General features: G+C 71.0%; 22 protein-coding genes and 1 riboswitch. Of the genes, 6 read left to right on the forward strand and 16 right to left on the reverse strand.

Annotated features, from left to right (window positions below; translation table 11 throughout):
• Positions 1-21 precede the first annotated feature (21 nt).
• The 8 genes from J7E93_RS23545 to ribD form a co-directional block, all read right to left on the reverse strand.
• Positions 22-474 (reverse strand): PH domain-containing protein, encoded by a 453-nt coding sequence (locus tag J7E93_RS23545; protein ID WP_215071930.1) that lies wholly within the window; start codon positions 472-474, stop codon positions 22-24.
• A 65-nt stretch (positions 475-539) separates the two neighbouring features.
• On the reverse strand, positions 540-1388 hold the full coding sequence (gene hisG, locus J7E93_RS23550; RefSeq protein WP_215071931.1) for an ATP phosphoribosyltransferase: 849 nt from the start codon (positions 1386-1388) through the stop codon (positions 540-542).
• Between the two features lie 55 nt (positions 1389-1443).
• Entirely contained in the window at positions 1444-1716 is a 273-nt protein-coding gene (locus tag J7E93_RS23555; RefSeq protein ID WP_053643769.1) for a phosphoribosyl-ATP diphosphatase, read from the reverse strand.
• Positions 1717-1751: 35 nt separating this feature from the next.
• Positions 1752-2237 carry a 6,7-dimethyl-8-ribityllumazine synthase gene (ribH, locus tag J7E93_RS23560; RefSeq protein ID WP_215071932.1) on the reverse strand — a complete coding sequence of 162 codons (486 nt, stop codon included), beginning with the start codon at positions 2235-2237 and terminating at the stop codon, positions 1752-1754.
• Between the two features lie 37 nt (positions 2238-2274).
• Complete coding sequence (locus J7E93_RS23565; protein WP_215071933.1) at positions 2275-3552, reverse strand: bifunctional 3,4-dihydroxy-2-butanone-4-phosphate synthase/GTP cyclohydrolase II; 1278 nt, start codon at positions 3550-3552, stop codon at positions 2275-2277.
• Positions 3549-4139 carry a nicotinamide mononucleotide transporter family protein gene (locus J7E93_RS23570; protein WP_215071968.1) on the reverse strand — a complete coding sequence of 197 codons (591 nt, stop codon included), beginning with the start codon at positions 4137-4139 and terminating at the stop codon, positions 3549-3551. Before J7E93_RS23570 ends, J7E93_RS23565 begins: the two co-directional genes overlap by 4 nt.
• Positions 4140-4183: 44 nt before the next feature.
• Complete coding sequence (locus tag J7E93_RS23575) at positions 4184-4792, reverse strand: riboflavin synthase (protein WP_215071934.1); 609 nt, start codon at positions 4790-4792, stop codon at positions 4184-4186.
• A 2-nt stretch (positions 4793-4794) separates the two neighbouring features.
• Positions 4795-5874: a bifunctional diaminohydroxyphosphoribosylaminopyrimidine deaminase/5-amino-6-(5-phosphoribosylamino)uracil reductase RibD gene (gene ribD / locus J7E93_RS23580; RefSeq protein WP_215071935.1), complete on the reverse strand. Its 1080-nt coding sequence runs from the start codon at positions 5872-5874 to the stop codon at positions 4795-4797.
• Positions 5875-6049: 175 nt separating this feature from the next.
• Positions 6050-6179: riboswitch (FMN riboswitch) on the reverse strand.
• A gap of 244 nt (positions 6180-6423) precedes the next feature.
• Here ribD and J7E93_RS23585 point away from each other — a divergent pair.
• A complete protein-coding gene (locus J7E93_RS23585) occupies positions 6424-8829 on the forward strand; it encodes a chitinase C-terminal domain-containing protein (RefSeq protein ID WP_215071936.1) in 2406 nt (801 codons plus the stop codon).
• Positions 8830-9080: 251 nt separating this feature from the next.
• Here the strand turns inward: J7E93_RS23585 and J7E93_RS23590 are convergent, their stop codons facing one another.
• Positions 9081-10220, reverse strand: coding sequence for an ROK family transcriptional regulator (locus J7E93_RS23590; protein WP_215071937.1), 1140 nt, complete (start codon positions 10218-10220; stop codon positions 9081-9083).
• A 103-nt stretch (positions 10221-10323) separates the two neighbouring features.
• Between J7E93_RS23590 and J7E93_RS23595 the strand changes: the two genes are divergently transcribed.
• The 3 genes from J7E93_RS23595 (at position 10324) to J7E93_RS23605 (ending at position 13943) form a co-directional block, all read left to right on the forward strand.
• Positions 10324-11586 (forward strand): MFS transporter, encoded by a 1263-nt coding sequence (locus J7E93_RS23595; RefSeq protein WP_251066972.1) that lies wholly within the window; start codon positions 10324-10326, stop codon positions 11584-11586.
• Positions 11587-11685: 99 nt separating this feature from the next.
• The gene (locus J7E93_RS23600) at positions 11686-13155 is read left to right on the forward strand and encodes a uracil-xanthine permease family protein (RefSeq protein ID WP_251066973.1); all 1470 of its coding nucleotides are present in this window, start codon (positions 11686-11688) and stop codon (positions 13153-13155) included.
• A 74-nt stretch (positions 13156-13229) separates the two neighbouring features.
• Positions 13230-13943, forward strand: coding sequence for a DUF5995 family protein (locus J7E93_RS23605; RefSeq protein WP_215071938.1), 714 nt, complete (start codon positions 13230-13232; stop codon positions 13941-13943).
• 55 nt (positions 13944-13998) lie between these two features.
• Here the strand turns inward: J7E93_RS23605 and J7E93_RS23610 are convergent, their stop codons facing one another.
• Together J7E93_RS23610 and J7E93_RS23615 are read right to left on the reverse strand one after the other, a co-directional pair.
• Positions 13999-15708: an NAD(P)/FAD-dependent oxidoreductase gene (locus tag J7E93_RS23610; RefSeq protein ID WP_215071939.1), complete on the reverse strand. Its 1710-nt coding sequence runs from the start codon at positions 15706-15708 to the stop codon at positions 13999-14001.
• Between the two features lie 62 nt (positions 15709-15770).
• Positions 15771-16577: a carbon-nitrogen hydrolase family protein gene (locus J7E93_RS23615; protein WP_215071940.1), complete on the reverse strand. Its 807-nt coding sequence runs from the start codon at positions 16575-16577 to the stop codon at positions 15771-15773.
• A 284-nt stretch (positions 16578-16861) separates the two neighbouring features.
• On the opposite strand from J7E93_RS23615, the gene J7E93_RS23620 reads away from it, so the two are divergent.
• Positions 16862-17440, forward strand: coding sequence for a Repetin (locus J7E93_RS23620; protein ID WP_251066974.1), 579 nt, complete (start codon positions 16862-16864; stop codon positions 17438-17440).
• 70 nt (positions 17441-17510) lie between these two features.
• On the opposite strand, the gene J7E93_RS23625 is transcribed toward J7E93_RS23620, so the two are convergent.
• Positions 17511-17966 (reverse strand): Lrp/AsnC family transcriptional regulator, encoded by a 456-nt coding sequence (locus J7E93_RS23625; protein ID WP_015032260.1) that lies wholly within the window; start codon positions 17964-17966, stop codon positions 17511-17513.
• A 10-nt stretch (positions 17967-17976) separates the two neighbouring features.
• Complete coding sequence (locus J7E93_RS23630) at positions 17977-19443, reverse strand: amino acid permease (RefSeq protein ID WP_215071941.1); 1467 nt, start codon at positions 19441-19443, stop codon at positions 17977-17979.
• Positions 19444-19732: 289 nt separating this feature from the next.
• Between J7E93_RS23630 and J7E93_RS23635 the strand changes: the two genes are divergently transcribed.
• Positions 19733-20764, forward strand: a complete 1032-nt coding sequence (locus tag J7E93_RS23635) for a GDSL-type esterase/lipase family protein (protein ID WP_215071942.1) — start codon at positions 19733-19735, stop codon at positions 20762-20764.
• A gap of 130 nt (positions 20765-20894) precedes the next feature.
• Here the strand turns inward: J7E93_RS23635 and J7E93_RS23640 are convergent, their stop codons facing one another.
• The 3 genes from J7E93_RS23640 to J7E93_RS23650 all read right to left on the reverse strand — a co-directional run bounded on the left by J7E93_RS23640 (position 20895) and on the right by J7E93_RS23650 (position 23192).
• Positions 20895-22337: a GuaB1 family IMP dehydrogenase-related protein gene (locus J7E93_RS23640; protein ID WP_215071943.1), complete on the reverse strand. Its 1443-nt coding sequence runs from the start codon at positions 22335-22337 to the stop codon at positions 20895-20897.
• Between the two features lie 104 nt (positions 22338-22441).
• The gene (locus tag J7E93_RS23645) at positions 22442-22786 is read right to left on the reverse strand and encodes a barstar family protein (protein WP_215071944.1); all 345 of its coding nucleotides are present in this window, start codon (positions 22784-22786) and stop codon (positions 22442-22444) included.
• The gene (locus J7E93_RS23650) at positions 22773-23192 is read right to left on the reverse strand and encodes a ribonuclease domain-containing protein (RefSeq protein WP_215071945.1); all 420 of its coding nucleotides are present in this window, start codon (positions 23190-23192) and stop codon (positions 22773-22775) included. Before J7E93_RS23650 ends, J7E93_RS23645 begins: the two co-directional genes overlap by 14 nt.
• Positions 23193-23245 lie beyond the last annotated feature (53 nt).

The following is a 23245-nucleotide window of genomic DNA, read 5'->3' on the forward strand; positions in this document are numbered from 1 at the left end:
GGTCGGCCCCGTATGGGGGACTCAGCCGGCGTCGGGGCCGGTGCCGCGGCTCTCGGCGAGGGCCCGTAGGGCGCGGGCGTCGCGGATGGCCTGCTGCTTGGCGATGCCGGGCTGGATGCCGAGCGCGGGCATGCTGGTGCCGTCGCTCAGGTCGAGGAAGACCCAGGGGTCGCCGGGCCGCAGGTTGACCCGCAGGATCTCCGCCCACGCCAGTCGGCGTGTCCGGGTGATGTTGACGACGGTGACTCCGTCCTCGTCGGCGACGACCTTGGGGCGGCTGAGCATCGCGAGGACACCGAGGAAGAGCGCCGCCGTGAAGATGAAGCTGGCGCGCTCCCCGGGGCCGAGCTTCTCCAGCATCAGCGCGACGGCGGTGATGACGGCGAACATGACCGCCCCCGCGGTGAGCAGGACCGCCCGGGTGCGGCCCGGCCGGAAGGTGACCGGAAGGGCGGGCATCGGTGACTCGGACATGCTGTTCCTCTGTGCCTCTGTGGACCGCGTATGGCCTACGTGTACCGCGTGTGCCGTTGGCGCCGTCAGAGACGGCAGGCGTGGATGGCCGTCGTCAGGATGGCGCGGGCACCCAGTTCGTACAGGTCGTCCATGATCCGCTGCGCGTCCTTGGCCGGGACCATCGCCCGGACCGCGACCCAGCCCTCGTTGTGGAGGGGCGAGATCGTGGGCGACTCCAGGCCCGGGGTGAGGGCGACGGCCTGCTCCAGGTGCTCGGCGCGGCAGTCGTAGTCCATCATCACGTAGCTGCGGGCCACCAGGACGCCCTGGAGGCGGCGCAGGAAGGTCTGGACGCCGGCGTCGTCGACGCCGGCCCCGGCGCGCCGGACGACGACGGCCTCGGACTTGAGGATCGGCTCGCCGATGACCTCCAGGCCGGCGTTGCGCAGGCTGGTGCCGGTCTCGACGACGTCCGCGATGATCTGGGCGACGCCGAGCTGGATCGCGGTCTCGACCGCGCCGTCGAGGTGGACGACGGAGGCGTCGATGCCCTGGTCGGCGAGGTGCTTGGCGACGATTCCCTCGTACGAGGTCGCGATCGTCATGCCGCCGAAGTCCTCCGGGCCCTTGGCGATGCCCGGGCGGGTGGCGTAGCGGAAGGTCGAGCGGCCGAAGTTCAGCGGGAGGATCTCCTCGGCGTTGGCGCCGGAGTCCAGCAGCAGGTCCCGGCCGGTGATGCCGATGTCGAGCTTCCCGGACGCCACGTAGATCGCGATGTCCTTGGGGCGCAGGTAGAAGAACTCGACCTCGTTCTCGGGGTCGATGACCACGAGCTCCTTGGACTCCTTGCGCTGGCGGTAGCCGGCCTCATGGAGCATCGCCGACGCAGGTCCGGACAGTGAACCCTTGTTGGGGACGGCGATGCGCAGCATGGGATGAGCTTCCTTTGCGTGGGAGTTCTGGAGAGTGGGCGGGTGCGACGTGCGCTCAGAGGTGGGCGTAGACGTCGTCGAGCGAGATCCCGCGGGCGACCATCATCACCTGGACGTGGTACAGCAGCTGCGAGATCTCCTCGGCGGCGGCTTCCTTGCCCTCGTACTCGGCGGCCATCCAGACTTCGGCGGCCTCCTCGACGACCTTCTTGCCGATGGCATGGACTCCCTTGTCCACCAGTTCCGCGGTGCGGGAGGTGGCCGGGTCGCCGTTCTCGGCCTTGAGCTTGAGCTCGGCGAAGAGCTCTTCGAAGGTTTTGTTCGCCATGATGGTCCTAAGAGTACGGGGTGAGGATCGCGTACCTAGCGCCAGGGTTCGCTGACCGTCCGCAACGTGGTCGCGGTGGCGACGGCGGCGGTGACGGCCTCGTGGCCCTTGTCCTCGCTGGAGCCTTCGAGGCCGGCCCGGTCCAGGGCCTGCTCCTCGTTGTCGACGGTCAGGACGCCGAAGCCGACGGGTACGCCGGTGTCGATCGAGACCTGGGTGAGGCCGTGGGTGACGCCCTGGCACACGTACTCGAAGTGCGGGGTTCCGCCGCGGATGACGACGCCGAGCGCGACGATGGCATCGTAGCCGCGACCGGCCAGTACCTTCGCCACCACCGGCAGCTCGAAGCTGCCGGGGACGCGCAGCAGCGTCGGCTCGTCGATGCCGAGCTCGTGCAGGGCCCGCAGCGCGCCGTCGACGAGTCCGTCCATGATCTTCTCGTGCCACTGCGCCGCGATCACCGCGACCCGGAGGTCGCCGCAGTTCTTCACGCTGAGGACGGGTGCGCCCTTGCCGCTCATGTCTCTCCTTGCGAGTTACGGGTGACTTGCTGCTGAGTTACTGGTTGCCGCAGGTGGAGGCGGGGACGCCGTCCAGCCACGGGAGGTCGTGCCCCATCCGGTCCCGCTTGGTGCGCAGGTAGCGGAGGTTGTGCTCGCCCGCCTGGACCGGCATGGGCTCGCGGCCCTCGACCTGGAGGCCGTGCCGGGTGAGGGCGGAGATCTTGTCGGGGTTGTTGGTCATCAGCCGCAGGCTGCGGACGCCGAGGTCGACGAGGATCTGCGCGCCGGCCGCGTAGTCGCGGGCGTCGGCGGGCAGGCCCAGCTCCAGGTTGGCGTCGAGGGTGTCGCGGCCGCGCTCCTGGAGCTCGTAGGCGCGCAGCTTGGACAGCAGCCCGATGCCGCGGCCCTCGTGGCCGCGGAGATAGACGACGACTCCCCGGCCGGCCTCGGTGATCCGGTCCATGGACGCCTGCAGCTGGGGGCCGCAGTCGCAGCGCAGCGAGTGGAAGATGTCGCCGGTCAGGCACTCGGAGTGGACCCGGACCAGGACGTCCTCGCCCTCGCCGATCTCGCCGTGGACGAGCGCGACGTGTTCCACTCCGTCGACGGTGGAGCGGTAGCCGTACGCGGTGAAGTCGCCGTGCGCGGTCGGCAGCCGGACCTCGGCCTCGCGGCGGACGGTGGGCTCGGCGGAGCGGCGGTACGCGACGAGGTCCTCGATCGAGATGATCGTGAGGCCGTGCTTGCGGGCGAACGGGACGAGCTCGGGCAGGCGCAGCATCACACCGTCCTCGCCGGCGATCTCGACGATGGCGCCGGCCGGGCGGAGCCCCGCGAGCCGGGCCAGGTCGACGGCGGCCTCGGTGTGGCCGTTGCGGACGAGGACGCCGCCGGGCTTGGCGCGCAGCGGGAAGATGTGGCCGGGGCGGACGAAGTCGGACGGCTCGTACGCGCCGCTCGCGAGCATCCGCAGGGTGGCGGCGCGGTCGGCGGCGGAGATGCCGGTGGTGACGCCGTGGACGGGCGCCGCGTCGACGGAGACGGTGAAGGCCGTGCGCATCGACTCCGTGTTGTGCTCGACCATCTGCGGGAGCTGGAGGCGCTCCAGCTCCTCGCCCTCCATGGGGGCGCAGATCAGGCCGCGGCACTCGCTCATCATGAAGGCGACGACCTCGGGGGTGGCCTTCTCGGCGGCGATGACGAGGTCGCCCTCGTTCTCGCGGTCCTCGTCGTCGACGACGACGACGGGGCGGCCGGCGGCGATGTCGCGGATGGCCTGCTCGATGGGGTCCAGGGACAGGTCGGTCGCGTCCCACAGCGGAAGCGCGCTCATGCGGTGGCTCCTTCCAGAGCGGTGGCGGTACGCGTCCGGAGCCACCAGTCGCGCATGCCCCAGATGACGAGGGCGAAGTAGATCACGTAGACCAGGCCGGAGAAGGCGAGGCCGCTGTTGAAGGCGAGGGGTACGCCGACGAGGTCGACGAGGAGCCAGGCGAACCAGAACTCGACCAGACCACGGGCCTGGGCGACCATCGCGACGAGCGTGCCGACGAAGATGTACGCGTCGGCCCACGGGCTCCAGGAGAGCGACGGGTAGAGCGTGAAGAGGCCGCCGACCGCGAGGGTGCCGAGGACCGCGCCGGCGAGGAGCAGGCCGCGCTCCTTCCAGGTGGCGAAGCGGACGGCGATGGAGCTGTCCTGGGCCTGCTGTCGGCCGCGATTCCACTGCCACCAGCCCCAGGCGGCGACGCCGATGACCAGGAGCTGCTTGCCGACGCCGCCGCTGAGGTGGGCGGAGACATAGGCGCCGACGAGGATGACGCCGGAGAGCAGCTGCGCCGGCCAGGTGAGTATGGAGCGCCGCCAGCCGAGGGCGAGGGCGATCAGGCCGATCGTGTTGCCGACCATGTCGGACCACATGATGTGCTGCCCGAAGGCGCTGAAGGCCTCGGAGTTGAGCCAGTTCACTTGACGTTCTCCTGGGCGTTCGGGCCGAGCAGCCGCTCGACGTACTTGGCGATGACGTCGACCTCGAGGTTGACCGGGTCCCCGGGCTCCTTGATGCCCAGGGTGGTCAGGGCGAGGGTGGTGGGGATGAGGCTGATGGTGAACCAGTCGTCCGCGGCCTCGACGACGGTGAGGCTGACGCCGTCGACCGTGATCGAGCCCTTCTCGACGACGTAGCGGGAGAGCGGGGCGGGCAGGGCGATCTTGACGATCTCCCAGTGCTCGGACGGGGTCCGGTCCAGGATGGAGCCGGTGCCGTCGACGTGGCCCTGGACGATGTGTCCGCCGAGGCGGTCTCCGACGGCCATGGGGCGCTCCAGGTTGACCCGGGAGCCGACGTCGAGGGCGCCGAGGCTGGACCGCTTGAGGGTCTCGGCCATCACGTCGGCCGTGAACTCGCCGTCGCCGAACTCGACGACCGTGAGACAGACACCGTTGACGGCGATGGAGTCGCCGTGCTTGGCGCCTTCCGTGACCAGGGGGCCGCGGAGTCGGAAGCGGGACGCGTCGTCCAGCTTCTCGACGGCGGTGACCTCACCCAGTTCTTCGACGATTCCGGTGAACACGCTCAGGCTCCCTTGGGGGTGGCGGTGATACGAAGGTCGGGTCCGATGCGGACGGCCTCGCTGATGTCGAGGCGCAACGCACCGGAGATGTTCTTGATTCCGGCGTCGGCGAGAGCGGTGGGGCCCTCGCCGAGGAACGCCGGCGCGAGGTAGCCGATGACCCGGTCGACGGCCCCGCCCCGGACGAAGGCGCCCGCGAGCGTGGGGCCGCCTTCGAGCAGCACGGAGCGCACCCCGCGGGCGTGGAGCCGGTCGAGCAGGTCGTGCACGCCGATGCGACCGTCCCGCAGGGGCAGCCGGAGCAGCTCGGCACCGGGCAGGTGCCGGGTGTCGGCGTCCTCGCCGACGACGAGCAGGGTGGGCGCGGCGTCGTCGAGGATGCGGGCGGTCGGCAGGATCGAGGCGTGGGTGTCGAGCGCGATCCGCAGCGGCTGGGTCGCGCCCTCGATGCCGCGGACGGCGAGGTGCGGGTCGTCCTGGCGCAGGGTTCCGCCGCCGACCAGTACGGCGTCGGTCTCGGCGCGCAGCCGGTGGACGTCGGCGCGGGACTCGGCGGAGGTGATCCAGCGGGAGGTGCCGTCGGCGGCGGCGATCCGGCCGTCGAGGGTGGCGGCGTACTTCCACGTCACGTGGGGCCGTCCGAGGCGTACGGAGGTGAGCCAGGCGATGTTGCCCGCCTCGGCCTCGTCCTCCAGGAGGCCCTTCGAGACCTCCACGCCCGCTGCCGCCAGGGTGTCGGCACCGCCCGTGGCCTGCGGGTTCGGGTCACCAACGGCGTAGACGACCCGGCTGATCCCGGCCTCGATCAGGGCCTGGGCGCAGGGGCCGGTGCGGCCGGTGTGGTTGCAGGGTTCGAGGGTGACGTACGCGGTGCCGCCGCGGGCGAGGACGCCGGCCGCGCGCAGGGCGTGGATCTCGGCGTGCGGTCCGCCGGCGCGCTGGTGCCAGCCCTCGCCGACCTGGTGGCCGGAGGCGTCGAGGATGACGCAGCCGACGACCGGGTTGGGGCTGGTGGAGCCGAGTCCGCGGGCGGCGAGCTCGAGGGCTCGGCGCATGGCGGTGATGTCGGCTGGCGTTGCCACCGGGTCCTCCTGCCTCTTCGGGCACGGACTCCGGGGCCTGTCGATGACGACAGAGAGCGGGAACGACACCTCACGGGGGACACCGAGGCCGAATACGCCGATCGTCGCGATCGCCGGCGGGACCGGCTGTCGCGACCAGCGGAATACGGCCGGCGCACCTGTGAAGGGTCACCCGCCGCGCACTGCCTCCCATCCGGACTTTCACCGTCGGTCCAGGAATCTCACCTGGTCAACCGGCCGCTGGCTGCGGACGGGTCGCGGACTATACCGCCGGTTCGGAATTACACCGACCCCGGAGTGCGCTGCTGCTGATACAGGGCCAGTCTGCCACGGCTGATCGTCACCCATGCGGGTGAGGCCCTGTGGGCTGGCTCACAGATGCCGAGATCACCCCGCGATGGTCCAGACCTATTGACGCACTGGTCTAGTCCTCTTAATCTCCGTGTCACCTCCGAGGTACGGCCCGCCGGCGTGCGCACTCCACGAACCCAACACAACCCACCCCCTTGTTCGTTGTGTGCCGCCCGACCTCTCAGGAGGAATCCGATCGTGTTCTCCCCCACGAAGGCGAGAGCCTCGCTGCTCGCGTCCGGCGCCGCCGTCGCCGCTCTGCTGCTCAGCTCGCTCTCCGGCGGTGTCTCGTACGCGGCCGACAACGAGAGCTGTCGCCCGGACGGGCTGTACAGGACTCCCGGCGTCGACGTTCCGTACTGCTCGGTCTACGACACCCAGGGCCGCGAGAAGATGGGCGCGGACCACCAGCGCCGGGTCATCGGTTATTTCACCGGCTGGCGCACCGGCAAGAACGGCGAGCCCGCCTATCTCGCGAACAACATCCCGTGGGACAAGATCACCCACATCAACTACGCCTTCGGACACATCGGCTCCGACAACAGACTGTCGGTGGGCGCCGACGGCCCGAACAACGCGGCGACCGGGATGACCTGGCCCGGTGTCGCCGGCGCCGAGATGGACCCGGCGTACGCCTACAAGGGCCACTTCAACCTGCTCAACAAGTTCAAGAAGCAGCACCCCGACGTCAAGACGCTGATCTCGGTCGGCGGCTGGGCGGAGACCGGCGGCTACTTCGACGACAACGGAAACCGCGTGAACTCGGGCGGCTTCTACTCGATGGCCACCAACGCCGACGGCTCGGTCAATCAGGCCGGGATCGACACGTTCGCGGACTCTGCCGTCGCCTTCATCAAGAAGTACGGCTTCAACGGCGTCGACATCGACTACGAGTACCCGACGACGATGAAGGACGCGGGCAATCCGCTCGACTGGCAGCTCTCCAACGCCCGTCGCGCGGGCCTGGTGAAGGGCTACGACGCCCTGATGAAGTCGCTGCGCGAGAAGCTCGACCGGGCCGGCGCCGCCGACGGCAGGCACTACCTGCTGACCGTCGCCGCGCCCTCCTCCGGCTACCTGCTGCGCGGCATGGAGACCTTCCAGATGCAGAAGTATCTGGACTACGTCAACATCATGTCCTACGACCTGCACGGTGCGTGGAACGAGTACGTCGGCCCCAACGCCTCGCTCTTCGACGACGGCAAGGACGCCGAGCTGGCCGCCGCCAACGTCTACGGCTCCTCGCAGTACGGCTCCATCGGCTACCTCAACACCGACTGGGCGTACCACTACTTCCGCGGCTCGATGCCGGCCGGCCGGATCAACATCGGCCTGCCCTACTACACCCGTGGCCACAAGAACGTGCAGGGCGGTACGGACGGGCTGTGGGGCAAGGCCGCGGCCACCACCTGCCCGGCGGGCGCGGGTCTGACCAAGTGCGGTGACGGCGCCGTCGGCATCGACAACCTGTGGCACGACAAGGACACCAACGGCGTCGAGTCCCCGGCCGGCTCCAACCCGATGTGGCACGCCAAGAACCTCGAGAAGGGGATCGTCGGCGACTACGTCACCCGGTACGGCTTCCCGGCGAACACCACCCTGACCGGCACCTACGCCCGCAAGTACGACGCGACGCTGGTCGCGCCGTGGCTGTGGAACGCGCAGAAGAAGGTCTTCCTCTCGACGGAGGACGAACAGTCGGTGGCGGCCAAGTCCGACTACGTGGTGAACCGCGGCATCGGCGGCACCATGGTCTGGGAGATGGCCGGCGACTACGCCTGGAACGCCGCCAAGGGCCAGTACGAGATGGGCTCGACGCTCACCTCGCTGATGTACGACAAGTTCAAGACGGCCACCCCGTACGGCGCGAAGAAGTCGAACGCCACGCTGCCGACGAAGGCCGTGAACGTGGGCGTGGAGTTCACCGACTTCAAGCTGGGCGACTCCAACTACCCGATCACCCCGAAGATCAAGATCACGAACAACACGAAGACCGCGCTGCCGGGCGGCACGGAGTTCCAGTTCGACTACGCGACGGCCGCTCCGAACAACGCCTCCGACCAGTCCGGTTTCGGTACGAAGGTGATCAGCAGCGACCACACGGGCAGCAACGTGGGCGGCCTGAAGGGCGACTTCCACCGCGTGTCGCTCAAGCTCCCGGCCTGGCAGTCGCTGGCTCCGGGCGCGACCGTGGACCTGTCGTTCAACTACTACCTGCCGGTCTCGACGCCGTCGAACTGGACGGTGAACATCAACGGCACGGCGTACGCCCTCGCCGGTGACCTGGCGCGCGGGACGACGGTGGTGGAGCCGGGCGGCTCGACCCCGACCCCGACCCCGACGCCCACGCCGACCAGCCCCACTCCGACCCCGACGCCGACGGGTCCGACGCCGACGGGTCCGACGCCGACGGGTCCGACGCCGACGCCGACCAACCCGGGCGGCACCTGCACCGCCCCGGCGTACGTGGCCGGCACGGTCTACAACGCGGGCAACGAGGTCTCCCACAAGGGCCACAAGTGGAAGGCCCAGTGGTGGACCCAGAACGAGGAACCCGGCACGACCGGCGAGTGGGGCGTCTGGAAGGACCTCGGTACCTGCTGATGCGCTGAACCCCCCAGAACACCCGGCGGCGGTTCTCACGGCCCTTGCCGCCGCCGGGTCCTCCTCCCCGCTCCTCCCCCGCCTTCGCCGCGGCCCGCCACCCGCGGGTCGCGGCGAAGGCACGGGGACTGCGGCACGGCGGCCACCTCACGCCCGAGTTCGCGGTGGGCCGGGTGACCTTCGAGAATTCCTCGCGGCGCGGTTCGGGGTGGGGCGCACGACGGCTGACGGCACACGGCCACGGCCACCCGTCAGCCGCGCGCCGAGGGGCCGAAGAGGTCGTCCTGGGCCGCGTCGCGGGCTGCCAGCAGGGCGCCGCGCAGGACCGCCGTGTCGCCGAGGGCGGTCGGGCGGACCTCGGTCCGCAGCGGGGAGAGCCGGGTCAGGCGCTCCGCCACCCGGGCGGCGAGGGCGGCGCCACCGGCGTGGCCGATCTCCCCCGCGAGGACCAGGCATCCCGGGTCGAGGACGGAGACGACGGCCGCGGCGCCGACGGACAGCCGGTCGGCGAGGGCGTCGAGGAAGGGGCCGTCGCCCGAGGCCAGCGCGGTGCGGGGGTCCAGGCCGTGCCGGACGGCCAGCGCGTCGACGGCCGCGACGCAGGCCAGCTCGTGGAAGCCGCCCGCGCAGTCGGTCGCCGAGGGCAGTCCCGAGGTGCCCGGCACCGGCAGGAAGCCGATCTCGCCCGCGCCGCCCGAGGCGCCGCGGCGCAGGCGGCCGTCCAGGACTACGGCCGCGCCGACGCCCTGGCCGAGCCAGAGCAGGACGAAGGTGTCGCAGTCCCGTGCCGCCCCGACCCGCTGTTCGGCCACGGCCGCGAGGTTGGTCTCGTTCTCGACGAGTACGGTCGCCGGCACGCGCTCCTGCAGGACCGGAACCAGGCGCCGGTGCCAGGCGGGCAGCCCGGAGGAGTCGTTGAGCTCCCCGGTCGCCGGGTCGATGAGCCCGGGCGCGCCGATGCCGATGCTGTGCAGCGCCGTGACACCCGCCTCCTTCGCGGTGCGTTCGAGCAGGGCGACCGCCTGCTCGACGGCCGGTTCGGTGGCCGTCGCGTCCCCGATGGGCAGCGACGCCTCGGCGAGGGTGGTGCCGAGCAGGTCGGCGACGACGACGGAGACGGAGCGCGTGCGCACGTCCAGGGCGGCGAGATGGGCGCGGCCCGCGACGATCCCGTACAGCTTGGCGTTAGGTCCGCGCCGCTCGGCGCCGGCCTCCCCGACGACCTCGACGAGGCCCGAGCCCTGCAGCCGTTCGACGAGGTCGGCCACGGTGGGACGGGAGAGTCCGGTCAGCGTCTTCAGCTGAGTCGCCGTCAACGGGCCCTCGTCCTGGAGCAGTCGCAGGGCGAGCCGGTCGTTGATGGCCCGGGCGGTGCTCGGAGATGCGGGCATGCCGGGATCCTCTCAGACTCTCGTTCGGGCTCCCCCCGCACCACACTATTTATCAGGCAGGGTTCCTGATAGTTTACGCCCCAACCACGACGAGGGAGGGCACATGACGGATGGGACCGTCTCCGGCACCGAGCGTTCGGACACTGGACGTTCCGGCGCCGGGCGTTTCGGCACGGAGCGGCTGCGTCGGGCCCGCTTCGCCGTCGCCGCCGTCTTCTGCGTCCACGGCGCGGTGACCGGCAGTCTCGCCACCCGCATCCCCTGGATCCAGGACCACGCCGATGTCAGCGCGGGACAGCTCGGCCTCGCCCTCGCCTTCCCCGCCCTCGGCGCCTCGCTCGCGATGCCGCTGGCCGGCGCGATCAGCCACCGCTTCGGGGCCCGCACCGCGCTGCGCGGACTGCTCGCCCTGTGGACGCTCTCCCTCACCCTGCCGTCGCTCGCCCCGAACATCTACGGGCTGTGCGCGGCGCTCTTCGTCTACGGCGCCACGGCCGGCATGTCCGACGTGGCGATGAACGCGCTCGGCGTCGAGGTCGAGAACCGACTCGGCAAGTCGATCATGTCCAGCCTGCACGGGATGTGGAGCGTGGGCGCGCTCATCGGCTCCGCCGCGGGCACCGTCGCCGCCCACCTCGGCGGCGACGCCCGCCTCCACCACCTGATCGCCTCGCTCGTCCTGACCGCTCTCGGCCTCGTCTTCTGCCAGGGCGTGCTCGACCTGCAGAGCGCCCCCGACGAGGAGCCGCCGCCGCGCTTCTCGCTGCCGCCGAAGTCGGCCCTGGTCATCGGCGCCATCGGTTTCTGTGGGGTGTTCGCCGAGGGGGCGAGCCTGGACTGGTCGGCGGTCTACCTGCGGGACGAGCTCGGGTCGTCGGCCGGCGTCGCCGCGGCCTCCACCACCGCCTTCGCGCTGACCATGGCCGTCGCCCGGCTGGTGGGCGACCGGGTCGTCGACCGGTTCGGAGCCGTACGGACGGTACGGGTCGGGGGCGTCGCCGCGACCCTCGGCGGGCTGCTCGTCGTCCTCGCCCCGCACGCCGCCCTGGCGATGGCCGGTTTCGGCCTCATCGGCCTCGGCGTCGCCGTCGTCGTACCGCTCGCCTTCGCCGCGGCGGGTCGCAGCGGCCCCAATCCGAGCCAGGCCATCGCGGGCGTCGCCACCATCACGTACACCTCGGGGCTCCTCGCCCCCTCCGCGATCGGCGGTATCGCCGACGCCACCTCGCTGATGGTCTCCTTCGGTCTGGTCACGCTGCTGACCTTCGGTCTGGTGCTCGGCGCCGGAGTGCTCCGCCCCGGTTCCCGGGCGACGGCGAAGTCGACGAACACAAGCCGCACGGCGAGCTCCGGGAAGGTCTCCTGACGATCGCGACAGACCCCGGTGACCTGCGGCGCATTACCATGTGGCTGATCTTTCGCGGCCACGACACGGCCGTCTGAACCGGAGAACTGGAGCGACCCCATGAACCTCGGCGTGCGCTGGACCCTGCACGGCGACGGACGAACACCCGCTCCAGGAGCCGTCGTCCGGCCGGACGAACGGCTCTCCTGGCCCCGTACGGCCGGCCTCGGCGCCCAGCACGTGGTGGCGATGTTCGGCGCGTCCTTCGTCGCCCCCGTGCTGATGGGTCTCGACCCCAACCTCGCGATCATGATGTCCGGTGTCGCGACGGTGATCTTCCTGCTCGCGACCCGGGGCACGGTCCCCAGCTACCTGGGCTGCTCGCTCTCCTTCGTCGGTGTCGCCGCGGCCATCCGGGCCTCCGGCGGCACCAGCGCGACCGTCACCGGCGCGGTGCTCGTCGTCGGCGCGGTGCTCTTCCTCGCGGGACTCGCGGTACGGAAGTTCGGCGCGCGGATCATCCACGCGGCGATGCCGCCGATCGTCACCGGCGCCGTCGTGATGCTGATCGGCTTCAACCTCGCCCCGGTCACCGCCGCCACCTACTGGCCGCAGGACCAGTGGACGGCGCTGCTCGTGATGCTGTTCACCGGGCTCGCCGTGGTCTGTCTGCGCGGTTTCTGGTCACGCATCGCGATCTTCCTCGGCCTCATCTTCGGCTACGGCATCTCCTGGGTCTTCGACCTGGTCTTCGGCACGATCCACTCGATGTCCCCGAGCGGCCAGGTCACCGACCACTGGCGCCTCGACCTCTCCGGCGTCGCCAAGGCCGACTGGATCGGCCTGCCGTCGTTCCACGGCCCCAGCTTCGAATGGTCCGCGATCCTGGTCGCGCTGCCCGTCGTGATCGCCCTGATCGCTGAGAACGCCGGCCACGTCAAGGCGGTCGGCGAGATGACCGGCGACCCGCTGGACGACAAGCTGGGCACCGCGATCGCGGCGGACGGCGCCGCCTCGATGCTCTCCACCGCCGTGGGCGGGCCGCCCAACACCACGTACTCCGAGAACATCGGCGTCATGGCCGCCACCCGCGTCTACTCCACCGCCGCCTACTGGGCCGCGGCCGGCTTCGCGCTGCTCTTCGGCCTCTGCCCCAAGTTCGGCGCCGTCGTCGCCGCCATCCCGGGCGGTGTGCTCGGCGGCATCACCGTGATCCTCTACGGCATGATCGGCCTGCTCGGCGCCCAGATCTGGATCAACGCCAAGGTGGACCTGCGCAACCCGCTGAACCTGGTGCCGGCCGCGGCGGGCATCATCATCGGCGTCGGCGGGGTGAAGCTGACCTTCACCGACACCTTCGAGCTGGGCGGGATCGCGCTCGGCACCCTCGTCGTGATCACCGGCTACCACGTGCTGCGGGCCTTCGCCCCCGCCCACATGAAGCAGCAGGAGCCGCTGCGGGCCTCCGGAACCAGCTCGTACGAGGGCACGAAGGACGAGAGCCCGAAGGACGAGGGCACGCGGGACGACGGCACGCGGAGCACGAAGGCCGGGAGCACCGCAGGCGAGGAGCCCGCCACCAAGCCGTAGGCGGATTCGCCCGATCTGGGGAAGCCGGGCCGGAGGAGTTCCCTCCCGGGCCCGGCTCCTGGGACGCTGCCCCCATGGCGCAGACCCAGGAGCTCGGGACCCAGCAGATCGGGCAGTTCACGGCGGTCGACCCGGTGGTGGAACGGATGCGGACCATCCGCTCGGCCTGGCATCCCGCCGACGGGGTCGCCGTCTTCAACCGGGTCTATCTCACGGTGACGGAGGAGATCGGCCACGCCATCGAGGCGGGCACCTTCGCCGACCGGCGGGCCGCCGCGACCCTCGACGTCCGCTTCGCCGAGCGCTATCTCTCGGTGGTCGACGCCGTCGCCGGCGGCCGTCCCGCGCCGGCCTGCTGGCGGCCGCTCTTCACGTACCGGCGCCGCCCCGACGTACGGCCGCTGCAGTTCGCGCTGGCCGGCATCAACGCCCACATCGGCCACGATCTGGCCCTGGCGGTGGTCGACAGCTGCCGGGAGCTGGAGTGCTCACCCGCGGAGCTCGAGGACGAGTTCGACCGCGTCGGCGACATCCTCGTCCTGCTCGAGGAGCGCATCCGCGAGGAGCTGATGCCGGGTCCGGACCTGCTGGAGATCGCGGACCCGCTGACGCATCTGCTCGGCTGCTGGAGCCTGGAGCGGGCCCGCGACGGGGCCTGGCTCGCCGCCCGCTCGCTGTGGCAGCTGCGGGGGCTGCCCGACCTGGCCGAGGAGTTCTCCGAACGCCTCGACCGGTCGGTGGGTCTGGTGGGGCGGATGCTGCTGACGCCGCTCGCACGGTGCGGCTGACCGCTCTCGCGGCCGCTCGCGCACCGATGCTGTCCGCCCCACTCCCCCAACGGGGTCAGTCCTCCGGAAGTTCCACCGGGGCGATCTCGTCGTACACGTCACCCGGGCCCGGGTTGGTGGCGTCGGTCGAGCCGCCGAAGTGGTGCATCACGCCCCACACCGCGTTCAGCGCGGTCTGCACGGCACCCTCGGCCCAGCCGGCGGTCCAGGAGATGTCGTCGCCCGCGAGGAAGATGCCCCGCTTGTCCTCCGGCAGCCGGTCCTGCATGAAGTGCGTGAACAGGCGGCGCTGGTAGCGGTAGTGCCCCGGCAGGTTCGCCTTGAAGGCGCCCATGAAGTAGGGCTCGTTCTCCCAGGAGACCGTCACCGGGTTGCCGATGATGTGCTTGCGGATGTCGACCTTGGGGTAGATCTCGCCGAGCGACTTCAGCATGACCTCCATCCGCTCGTTCGCGGACAGCGGCAGCCACTTCAGGCTGTCGTCGCACCAGGTGTACGACAGGCAGATGACGGCCGGCTTGTCCGGCCCGTCGTCCAGGAGGTACGTGCCGCGGGTCATCCGGTCGGTCAGCGTCATCGACATGACGTCCCGGCCGGTCGGATTTCCCCTGTCGTCGACGGCCTTGTCCAGCCAGAACGGCCGGTCGACCGGGACGAAGAGCTTCGAGCTCTCCATGTAGTGGGTGCGCTCGATCGCCGTCCAGTGGTCGATCGGGAAGAGCGAGTCGTCGCAGGCGATCTTGGAGAGCAGCATCCAGGACTGGGCGGTGAAGATCGCCGCCTGGTACGTACGGATGTCACCGGAGGCGTCCGTGACCGTGATGCGGTTCCCGGCGGTACGGGTCAGCCGGGTCACGGCCGGCTTCGGCTCGCCACCGTGCAGCGAGGACAGCGAGGTGCCCTGCGCCCAGTGGACGATCTTCTCCGGCTCGCGCTCCCACAGGCGCAGCGGAAGCTGCTGCGAGCCGCCCACGATGCCGCGGTGGTGGTCGTCGGCCTCGGTGTAGACGACGCGGAGGATCTCCAGGATGGAGTTGGGGAAGTCGGTGTCCCAGCCGCCGGTGCCGAAGCCGACCTGGCCGAAGATCTCCCGGTGGCGGAAGGACTTGAACGCCTCCGACTCGCACAGGAAGCCGTAGAAGGTCTGGTTGTCGAGCTTCTCGACGAGCTCGGCCCAGATCTCACGGATGCGCGGGACGTCGCGCTCGCGCATCGCCTGGTTCATGTCGGAGAAGTCGGCGCCCTCCTCCAGGCAGGCGTTCCACGCGTTCATCACGTCGCGGTAGACCTGCGGGAGGTCGTCGACGGTCTGCGCGTAGTGCGACTCGCCCTTGAGGTCGACGACGGTCGACGGGGTCGACTCGGCGAGCGGGTTCGGGAACGGCTGCGTCTCCAGTCCCACCAGGTCGATGTAGTGCTGGAACGCGGTGGAGGAGGGCGGGAAGCGCATGGCGCCCATCTCGGCGGTCAGCCCTTCGGTGCCGGTGCCCTCGAAGCCGACGGTGCGCAGCCGGCCGCCGATCTGGTCGGCCTCGTAGACGACGGGCTTGAGGCCCATCTTCATCAGCTCGTACGCGGCGATGATGCCGGAGAGCCCGCCGCCGATGACGGCGACCTCGGTGCCGTGCGCGGTCGCGGGTATCTGGCCGAGCCCGGCCGGGTGGGCCAGGTAGTCGTCGTAGGCGTACGGGAAGTCCGGACCGAACATGGTGATCGGCGGCTGGGCGTCGGTGTGCTGGACGGCGGTGGGCACCGTGGACGTCATGGGGTACGGACTCCTTGCACGGAAAAGACTGGGGAGGGGGCGGGAAGGCGGGGAGGGACGGCTCAGAGGAGGGAGCCGTAGAGGCCGGGACGGCGGTCCCGCAGGTAGGGGTTGTTCTCGCGGGAGGCCGCAAGGAAGGCGGGGTCGACCTCGCCGAAGACCAGGTCCTCGCCGCGGCCGGCGCGGGCACGGGCCGTGCCGTCGGGGCCGGCGAGCGTGGAGAGCCCGACGAACTCGAACTCGCCCTCGGGCCCGGTCCGGTTCACGTACGCCACGTACATCTGGTTCTCGAAGGCGCGGACCGGGATCACGGACTCGGCGACGAACTGGAACGGGTGCATCTGCGCGGTCGGCACCAGGAGGAGGTCGGTGCCGGCGAGCGCGTGCGAGCGGACGTTCTCCGGGAACTCCACGTCGTAGCAGATCATCATGCCGAGCCGGACTCCGTCGAGCTCAGCCTGGACGACGGCCTGCTCGCCGGGGGTGAACCACTTCTGCTCGAAGCAGCCGAAGAGGTGGGTCTTCCGGTAGTTCGCGAGCCGGGTGCCGTCGGCGCCGATGAGCTGGGCGCTGTTGTAGACGACCCCGTGCCGCTCGGTGTCCCGCTCGGGGTAGCCGTAGCCGATCGCCAGGCCGTGGCGGGCCGCGAGGGCGGCGACCGCCTCGGCGGAGGGGCCGTCGGCGGGCTCCGCGAGGCGGGGGACGTCGTCGCCGATCGCGTACCCGGTGAGGAAGAGCTCGGGCGCGACGAGAAGGCGGCCCCCGGTGGCCGCGGCCCGCTCGGCGGCGTCCGCGAGAACGGCGAGGTTGGCGGCCACGTCACCGGGCTGTCCGGAGCTCTGGAGCAGGGCGGTGCGCAGCGGCGGCATCGGCAGGACCTCGCGGGGAGAAACGGTGGAAGGAAGACGTCAAAACGGTACGGTTCCGCGCTCGGCCGGGACAAGGCTCGACCGTTGCGGACCGACCGTCGAACCGTTGCGCGATGTCCCGGTGGGGCGGTGATTCGTTGCGCGGGCCCGGGGACGGGCTCCGACCGGGGGCGTACGCCTTCCCCGCCGGGCGGCGGAGAGAGGACCGTCCTGCGGCGCGACGTCTCCGGGCGGCCCGGGCGGAAGAGTGGTGGCTGTCCGGTTGACCTGCCGAAAGGACCGACATGAACCGCCGTGCGCACCGCTCTGTGAACCACCGTGTGAACCGTCGTACGAAGATCGCCGCTCTCGCCGTCGCCCTGCTGGTCACGGCCGGCGCCGCGGGATCGGCCGTCGCCTCGGGGGACGGGAAGGGCGGCAGCCGCGAGGCGGCCGCGCTCACCGGTACCGCCAAGCTCTACCGGCCGGCCGGCGACGACATCACGTTCAGCTTCGACGCGCACCTGGCGGCGAAGGACAACAAGGACCCGCAGGCGGCCACCGGCACCCTCCGGTTCAGCCACTACAAGGGCGGCAAGGGCGGCTACGCGGTGGCGAAGGTCGACTGTCTGGTGACGGGCGGCAAGGTGGCCGTGGTGACGGGCATCGTCACCGAGACCGACGTGCCCGCCTTCGAGGACAAGCGCGTCGGCATCTCGGTGCACGACAACGGCAAGCACGACCGGCTGGGCTACAACTGGATGACCCGGGAGGAGTACGAGGAACTGCCGCCGTGCATGAGCACGGCCCCGTTCGAGCGGACGAAGGCCGGGACGGGTGACTTCACGGTGCTGCCCTGGCAGCTCGACTACCCGACGGAGTAGCCGGAAGAGCGCGAAGGGCGGTGCGGGAACCACGGCCCGCACCGCCCTTCGCCCCGCCGCCCGTCGGGGGCTAAGCGGGTGAGCCGGAGGAGAAGCGCCGCAGCAGCGGCGAGAGCACCAGCACCGACTTGGTGCGCTCCACGAAGGGCTCCCCCGCGATCCGCTCCAGGACGCGCTCGAAGTGACGCATGTCCGAGGCGAAGACCTGTACGACGGCGTCCGCGTCGCCGGTGACGGTCGACGCGGACACCACCTCGGGGTAGCGCTCCAGGCCTCGCCGGATGTCGTCGGGCGAGGTGTTGTGGCGACAGTAGATCTCGACGAACCCCTCGGTCTCCCAGCCGAGCGCCGCCGGGTCCACCCGTACGGTGAAGCCGGTGATGGCGCCTTCGGCCCGGAGACGGTCCACGCGCCGCTTCACGGCGGGCGCGGAGAGACCGACGAGCGAGCCGATGTCGGCGTACGAGCGGCGGGCGTCCTCCGCGAGGGCGTGGACGATGCGTTCGTCGAGGTCGTTGAGTCGCACTACGGGTGGATCACTTCTCTGCGTCGGTGGCCAGTCGGGAGCGGCGCATGCCGTACAGGAAGTAGAACACGAGGCCCGCGGCCATCCAGCAACCGAAGACCACCCAGGTGATCGAGTCCAGGCTGAACATGTTGTACACGCAGAAGAAGAAGCCGAGGATCGGGAAGGTCCAGCCCAGCGGCACGCGGAAGGTGCGGTCCATGGTCGGGCGGGTGCGTCGCAGCACGATGACCGCGATGTTGACCAGGGCGAAGGCGAAGAGCGTGCCGATGCTGGTGGCGTCGACGAGCTTGCCCAGCGGGATGACGGAGGCGAGGGCGCCACAGAACAGCGACACGATGACGGTGTTCACGCGCGGGGTGCCGGTCTTGCCGCTGACCTTGCCGAAGACCTTCGGCACGAGGCCGTCGCGGGACATCGCGAAGAGCACCCGGGTCTGGCCGTAGAGGACGGTCAGCACGACGCTGGCGATCGAGATGACGGCACCGGCGGCGAGCAGCGTGCCCCAGAAGGCCTGGCCGCTGACGTCGTTCATGATCGCGGCGAGAGAGGCCTCGGAGCCCTCGAAGTCCTTCCAGTTCCACGCGCCGACGGCGACGGCCGCGACGAGGACGTAGAGAACGGTGACGATGAGCAGCGACAGCATGATCGCGCGGGGCAGGTCGCGCTTCGGGTCCTTGGCCTCCTCGCCGGCGGTGGAGGCGGCGTCGAAGCCGATGTACGAGAAGAAGAGGCTGGCTCCGGCGGCGCTGACGCCCGCCATGCCGAGCGGCATGAAGTCGGCGTAGTTGCCCGACTTGAAGCCCATGAAGCCGATGGTGCAGAAGAGCACCAGCGCCGCGATCTTCACGAACACCATGATGGTGTTGACGAGGGCGGACTCGCGGGCGCCACCGAGCAGGAAGACCATCGCGAGCAGGACGACGATCAGACCGGGCAGGTTGATGATGCCACCCTCGCCCGGGGCCGAGGAGAGCACGTCCGGGATGGTGACGCCGATCGTGCCGTCGAGCAGTTCGTTGAGGTACTCACCCCAGCCGACCGCCACGGCGGCGACGGACACGCCGTACTCCAGGACCAGGCACCAGCCGCAGATCCAGGCGACGAGTTCGCCCATCGTTGCGTACGCATACGAGTAGGAGGAGCCGGCGACCGGTATCGAGCCCGCCAGCTCGGCGTACGAGAGGGCGGAGAAGAGAGCCGTGAGACCGGCGATGACGAAGGCGAGGGTGACCGCGGGGCCCGCCTTCGGAACGGCGTCACCGAGGACGACGAAGATGCCGGTGCCGAGCGTCGCACCGATGCTGATCATCGTCAGCTGCCACATCGAGAGCGAGCGGCGGAGCGAACCGCCCTCGCCCTGGCCACCCTCTTCCACCAGGCGTTCTACCGGCTTGCGCCGGATCAGGGCGGAGAGCCCGGAGGACTTGGGGACGGTCGGCTCGGTGGCCGGCGGGGCTGCGCCTTGATCCAGCACTGCGGGGGCTCCTTGATCGCTGCCTGTCGGGACGCGACGACCGCGGCGGCACGCGAGCAAGGGGAAGGGAACCCGCGAGGGATGGGGGACCGCCGAGCAGGCGGTCGCCGCCACTCCTGGTACGAGGCATGAGCCTAAGCCTTCATGCTTCGCGTCCGTAATGCAGGGTTGTTGCGCACCTACGGGTGATCATTGCGCGCTTGGGGCGCTGACGGGGAAACATTGCGCCCCACCGCATGAATCGACACATCGGGGGTGTGAAGCGCCCTCTGCGTGGCATGGACTTCTCATGCCGGACGACCAGCTCAGCGAGCCCGCCGCGTCCCCTCGGCCGGGGGCGGTACCGGCGACGGGCTGGCTCGACCCGGAACCCTTCCTGCGCGGTACGGCGTGGCTCGACCGGGGGCGCGCGGTGCGCGCCGACCCCGCCGACCTCGCCCGGCTGCCCTGGGACGCCGTCCAGCGGGCCGCCCTGCCCATCGGGGTACGGGTGGAGTTCACGGCCTCGCCGGGCACCCGGGCGGTGGAACTGCGCTACCGGACGGCCTCGCCGGGGGCCCTGCCGCACTGCTTCGCCCTGTGGCGCGGCACGCGATGCGTGGGAGAGGTCGTGAAGGACCCGGCCGAGCAGGCCACCGTCGTCCTCCCGCTCCCCGCGGAAGGCGGGTCGTTCAGCGTCCATCTGCCCGAGGACCGGGCGCCCGCGATCCTGGGGCTGCGCGCGGCCGGCGGCACGCTCTCGCCCGCCCCCGGCCGGCCACGCTGGCTGGTGCACGGCGACTCGATCACGGAGGGCTGGTGGTCGACCCGGCCCGCGCACTCCTGGCCGGCGACGGCGGGGAGGCTGCTCGGCGTGGACACGGTCAACCTCGGGTTCGCGGGCGGCGCGCGCGGTGAGCTTCCGCTCGCCGAGCAGCTCGCGCGTCTCCAGGGCAAGCTCGTCACGCTCGCCTTCGGCACCAACTGCTGGTCGGAGGCGCCCTGTTCGGCGCCGTGGCTGTACGAGACGGTCCGCGCCTACGTCGGAATCGTCCGCCGGGGCCACCCGGCCGCCCCGCTGCTGATCCTCTCCCCCGTCCTGCGCCCGGAGGCGGAGACGACCCCCAACGCCCTCGGCGCCACCCTGGACGACCTGCGCACGGCCATGGAACACGCCGGCCGCGACCTGGCGGCGGAGGGCGACGAGCGGCTCCTGGTGCTCTCCGGCCGGGACCTGCTCGGCCCCGAGGATCTGGTGGACGGCCTGCACCCCGACGACCGGGGCCACGCGCGGATGGCGGCGGCGGTCGCACGGGCGCTGCGCCCCCATCTGCCGGCATGACCGCGGCGGGTACGGCGAAGGCCCCCGCCAGAGACTCGCGGGGGCCTTGTCCGTGAAGCGACGTCACCCAAGGAGACAGCAGGTCCGAACGGACCGGCACGCCGGGAGGAAACGGCGCACCGGGTGTCGGCTAGCTCCAGCTGGCGTGCAGCGGCTTGCCCTCGGCGTAACCGGCGGCGCTCTGGATGCCGACGACGGCCTTCTCCTCGAACTCGGCGAGCGAGCCCGCACCGGCGTACGTGCAGGAGGAGCGGACGCCGGCGATGATCGAGTCGATCAGGTCCTCGACGCCCGGCCGGGCCGGGTCGAGGAACATCCGGGAGGTCGAGATGCCCTCCTCGAACAGCGCCTTGCGGGCGCGGTCGTAGGCCGACTCCTCGCTCGTGCGGTTGCGCACGGCGCGGGCCGAGGCCATGCCGAAGGACTCCTTGTACAGGCGCCCGTTGGCGTCGGCGTGGAGGTCGCCCGGGGACTCGTACGTCCCGGCGAACCAGGAACCGATCATCACGTTGGACGCGCCGGCGGCGAGCGCCATGGCGACGTCACGCGGGTGGCGGACACCGCCGTCGGCCCAGACGTGCTTGCCGTACTTCTTCGCCTCGGCGGCGCACTCCAGGACGGCGGAGAACTGCGGGCGGCCGACACCGGTCATCATGCGGGTGGTGCACATGGCGCCGGGGCCCACACCGACCTTGATGATGTCCGCGCCGGCCTCGATGAGGTCGCGCACACCCTCGGCGGCGACGATGTTGCCGGCGACGATCGGGACGTGCGGGTCGAGACCGCGGACGGCCTTGATCGCGGCGATCATCGACTCCTGGTGGCCGTGCGCGGTGTCGACGACGAGGGTGTCCACACCGGCGTCGAGGAGCTGCTTGGCCTTGCCCGCCACATCGCCGTTGATGCCGACGGCGGCGGCGATGCGCAGCTTGCCCTGGGCGTCGGTGGCGGGGGTGTACAGGGTCGCGCGGAGCGCGCCCTTGCGGGTCAGGATGCCGACGAGGCGACCGTCCTTGTCGACGGCCGGGGCGTAGCGGCGGTTGGCGTGGTCCAGCGTGTTGAACGCCTCGCGCGGCTCGATGTCGGCGTCGAGGAGCAGCAGGTCCTTGGACATGATCTCGGACAGCTGGGTGAAGCGGTCCACTCCGGACAGGTCGGCGTCGGTGACGACACCGACCGGACGGCGGTCCTCGTCCACGACGACACCGGCGTCGTGCGCCCGCTTGGGCAGCAGGGAGAGGGCGTCGGCCACGGTCTGGTGGGGCTCGAGGACGATCGGGGTGTCGAGCACGTGGTGGCGGCTCTTCACCCAGGCGATGACGTCGGTGACGACCTCGATCGGGATGTCCTGGGGGATGACGACGATGCCGCCGCGGCGGGCGACGGTCTCGGCCATGCGGCGGCCGGCGATGGCGGTCATGTTGGCGACGACCAGCGGGATCGTCGTACCCGTACCGTCGGGCGAGGAGAGGTCCACGGCCTGGCGGGAGCCGACGGCCGAGCGGCTCGGCACCATGAACACATCGTCGTACGTCAGGTCGTACGGCGGCTTGACGTCATTGAGGAAACGCACGTGCTGAATCCCAGTCGATCGGAGTGGCCCCTAGGCATTTCAGCCAGGGGAAAAAGCACGTAGTTCATTGTCCCACGCCGGTACCTGTACCAGACCCGGGCGTTTCATCCGAGGCTTGCGGGTCGCCCTTTGTCCGTTCCTCCAAGGGGGTCGCCCAGGGCGATGAGGACGGAGAGGTGGGTGGGGCGTGCGTCGACGGCCGTGGCGAAGACGTCCTGGGCGATCCGCCACTCCCGGGGCTGGGCCTCGGCGTAGGCCTGCCAGCCGGTGACGACGAGGGCGACCGGCTCGGGGAGGTCGGTCAGGCAGTCGGCGAGGGCGTCCCAGTTCCGTCCGAACCAGCCGGGAAGCGCGAGGGTGGTGGCGCACCGGTCCATGAAGGCCGCCTTGTCCACGACCCCGTGCAGGTCGAGGACGACGGCGCCGTGGAGCGCCTCATCGAGCTGCATCGGGCAGGACCTCCCGGAAGGTCTCGTAGTGGTCGTCGGTGTAGTAGACCTCGCCGCCCTGCCCGGTGACGAGACGGCGTGCGCCGCGATCGCGCTCGCCGGGGGTGCGGACCGTGTACTCGCGGTAGTAGCCGCGCTCGTGCCGCGGCAGGATCCGCTCGAAGTTGGAGAAGGTCGCGCCGTCCTTCTCGTACGGGAAGGGGCCGCCGCTCCGGATGAGAGCGAGGGTCTCGCGGGCCTCGGCGGGCAGGTCGGAGACGCGGAGGGTGGCGAGTCCGGAGGAGCCGGTGGGCGCGGGGGTGCTCGTGCTCGTCGCGGTGCCTTCGCCCGGCGCCGACGAGCAGCCGGCGAGGGCCGTGACGCACAGCACGAGGACGAGCAGCGCACGCAGGGTCCGGGGCACCATGTCCCGAACATACCGTCGGGCGACCGTCCGGCCGGGCACGACGGGCGCGCACG

It is taken from the genome of Streptomyces sp. ISL-36 (assembly GCF_018614205.1).
GTDB lineage: Bacteria > Actinomycetota > Actinomycetes > Streptomycetales > Streptomycetaceae > Streptomyces.

Excerpts from the sequence above, each read along its gene's own strand:
- J7E93_RS23650 (WP_215071945.1), bottom strand. The coding sequence starts at position 23,192 with ATGGTGCCCCGGACCCTGCGTGCGCTGCTCGTCCTCGTGCTGTGCGTC.
- J7E93_RS23620 (WP_251066974.1), top strand. The coding sequence starts at position 16,862 with ATGAACCGCCGTGCGCACCGCTCTGTGAACCACCGTGTGAACCGTCGT.
- J7E93_RS23570 (WP_215071968.1), bottom strand. The coding sequence starts at position 4,139 with ATGTGGTCCGACATGGTCGGCAACACGATCGGCCTGATCGCCCTCGCC.
- J7E93_RS23545 (WP_215071930.1), bottom strand. The coding sequence starts at position 474 with ATGTCCGAGTCACCGATGCCCGCCCTTCCGGTCACCTTCCGGCCGGGC.
- J7E93_RS23565 (WP_215071933.1), bottom strand. The coding sequence starts at position 3,552 with ATGAGCGCGCTTCCGCTGTGGGACGCGACCGACCTGTCCCTGGACCCC.
- J7E93_RS23595 (WP_251066972.1), top strand. The coding sequence starts at position 10,324 with ATGACGGATGGGACCGTCTCCGGCACCGAGCGTTCGGACACTGGACGT.
- J7E93_RS23645 (WP_215071944.1), bottom strand. The coding sequence starts at position 22,786 with ATGCAGCTCGATGAGGCGCTCCACGGCGCCGTCGTCCTCGACCTGCAC.
- J7E93_RS23635 (WP_215071942.1), top strand. The coding sequence starts at position 19,733 with ATGCCGGACGACCAGCTCAGCGAGCCCGCCGCGTCCCCTCGGCCGGGG.
- J7E93_RS23555 (WP_053643769.1), bottom strand. The coding sequence starts at position 1,716 with ATGGCGAACAAAACCTTCGAAGAGCTCTTCGCCGAGCTCAAGCTCAAG.
- J7E93_RS23605 (WP_215071938.1), top strand. The coding sequence starts at position 13,230 with ATGGCGCAGACCCAGGAGCTCGGGACCCAGCAGATCGGGCAGTTCACG.
- J7E93_RS23610 (WP_215071939.1), bottom strand. The coding sequence starts at position 15,708 with ATGACGTCCACGGTGCCCACCGCCGTCCAGCACACCGACGCCCAGCCG.
- J7E93_RS23600 (WP_251066973.1), top strand. The coding sequence starts at position 11,686 with ATGAACCTCGGCGTGCGCTGGACCCTGCACGGCGACGGACGAACACCC.
- J7E93_RS23615 (WP_215071940.1), bottom strand. The coding sequence starts at position 16,577 with ATGCCGCCGCTGCGCACCGCCCTGCTCCAGAGCTCCGGACAGCCCGGT.
- ribH (WP_215071932.1), bottom strand. The coding sequence starts at position 2,237 with ATGAGCGGCAAGGGCGCACCCGTCCTCAGCGTGAAGAACTGCGGCGAC.
- J7E93_RS23590 (WP_215071937.1), bottom strand. The coding sequence starts at position 10,220 with ATGCCCGCATCTCCGAGCACCGCCCGGGCCATCAACGACCGGCTCGCC.
- hisG (WP_215071931.1), bottom strand. The coding sequence starts at position 1,388 with ATGCTGCGCATCGCCGTCCCCAACAAGGGTTCACTGTCCGGACCTGCG.